1 protein-coding gene is annotated in these 1,538 nt (G+C 74.1%); it reads right to left on the bottom strand.

Features of this window, described 5'->3' with window-relative positions:
- Nucleotides 1-1,538 (bottom strand): serine/threonine-protein kinase (locus ACFQ3T_RS36515; RefSeq protein ID WP_380730725.1); only part of this gene is annotated, 1,538 nt, incomplete at both ends.

The raw sequence follows: 1,538 nt of genomic DNA, 5'->3' as shown, positions 1-1,538 counted from the left end.
CCGCCACCAACGCGGCCAGCCCCCGGTACCAGCCGGGCCGCCAGTCGTCCGGCGCGGGCAACCGCGGGTCGACCGGGTCCGCCGGCGCCGCCAGCTCGTCCAACCCGGCGACCGCCTCGTCCACCCGGCCCGCCTCGATCAGCGCCCGCACCACCTGCAACCGCACCTCGACCGTCTGCACCGGGGCCGCCCGCAACGCCGCCACCACCTGGTCCGGGTCGCCCGTCGTGGCCGCCGTCGCCAGGAACCCCGCCGCCTCGTCCGACGTGTCCACCTGCGGCACCGGCAGCCCCGACGCCGCCGCCCGCACGTCCAACCCGCTCTCCGGCCCGAACGCCCGCCGCTCCGGCGTGAACTGCCGCGACACCCCCGGCCGCGGCACGCCGTCCTGCTCCGCCAACACCTCCCGCAGCACACCCGTGAGCTGGTCGGCCATCTCCTCCGCCGACCCGAACCGCTGCTCCGGGTCCGGGTTCGTGGCCCGCTGCAGGAACCGGTGGAACGAGCCGTGCCGGCGCAGCAGCGGCTGCTCGTCCGGGCCCGGCAGCGAATCCTTGTGCCGGCCGCGGAAGTCGAACGGGAAGCTCATCACCGCCAACGCCCGGCCCACCGTGTACAGGTCAGACGCCACCGACGGCCCCGCCGTGCCGATCTCCGGCGCCTGGTAGCCGATCGTGCCGTAGATCGGGGAGTGCCAGTCGTCCACCCGCCGCACCGCGCCCAGGTCGATCAGCTTCAGCTGCTCCTCGGTCTGGATCACGTTGTCCGGCTTGAAGTCGCAGTACAGCAGGCCGACGCCGTGCAGGTACCCCAACGCGGGCAGCACCTCCAGCGCGTAGGCGATCGCCTGCGGCACCGGCAACGACTCGCGTCCCGTGCCGCCCGCCCGCAACTGCTTGATCATGTCCTTGACCGACGTGCCGCCGACGTACTCCATCACGATGTAGTCGACGAGCTCGCCGGTCGCCCGGTCCTCGTGCCGCACGAAGTTGTGGATCTTGACGATGTTCGGGTGCTCCACCTCGGCCAGGAACCGCCGCTCCGCCATCGCCGCCGCCATCGCGTCCGCGTCGCCGGAGTCCAGCAGGCCCTTCAACACCACCCACCGGTCGCTGACCGCGTGGTCGGCCGCCAGGTAGATCCAGCCGAGGCCGCCGTGCGCCAGGCAGCCCAGCACCTCGTACTGGTCGTGCAGCACCTCACCCGGAGCCAGCTTCGGCGTGAACGAGTAGCGGTGCCCGCAGTGCGCGCAGAACCCCTCCACCCGGCCCGAGCGCCCGTCCCGACCGCGCCCGACCTCCTTGCCGCAACTGGAGCAGAACCGCTTCGCCTCCGGCACCTCCGGATCGGTCAGCACCGCCGTCTTCGGGTCGCGGTAGGGCACCCGCGGCACCTCCACCAGGCCCGCGCCCAACCTGCCCCGCCCGGACGACAGCGTCGACGCCGACGCCCGTCGCGACCTGCCGCCCGAGGACGTCGCCGGCGGCCACGCCGCCGTGCCCGGACCACTCGCGGGCCCCGTCGCCGACGGCTCGCCG

Origin of the sequence: Saccharothrix hoggarensis (assembly GCF_042678885.1) — a bacterium.
Lineage (GTDB): Bacteria > Actinomycetota > Actinomycetes > Mycobacteriales > Pseudonocardiaceae > Actinosynnema > Actinosynnema hoggarensis.
The sequence above is the reverse complement of the archived record's forward strand: the minus strand, read 5'-3'. Positions and strand labels throughout refer to the sequence as shown.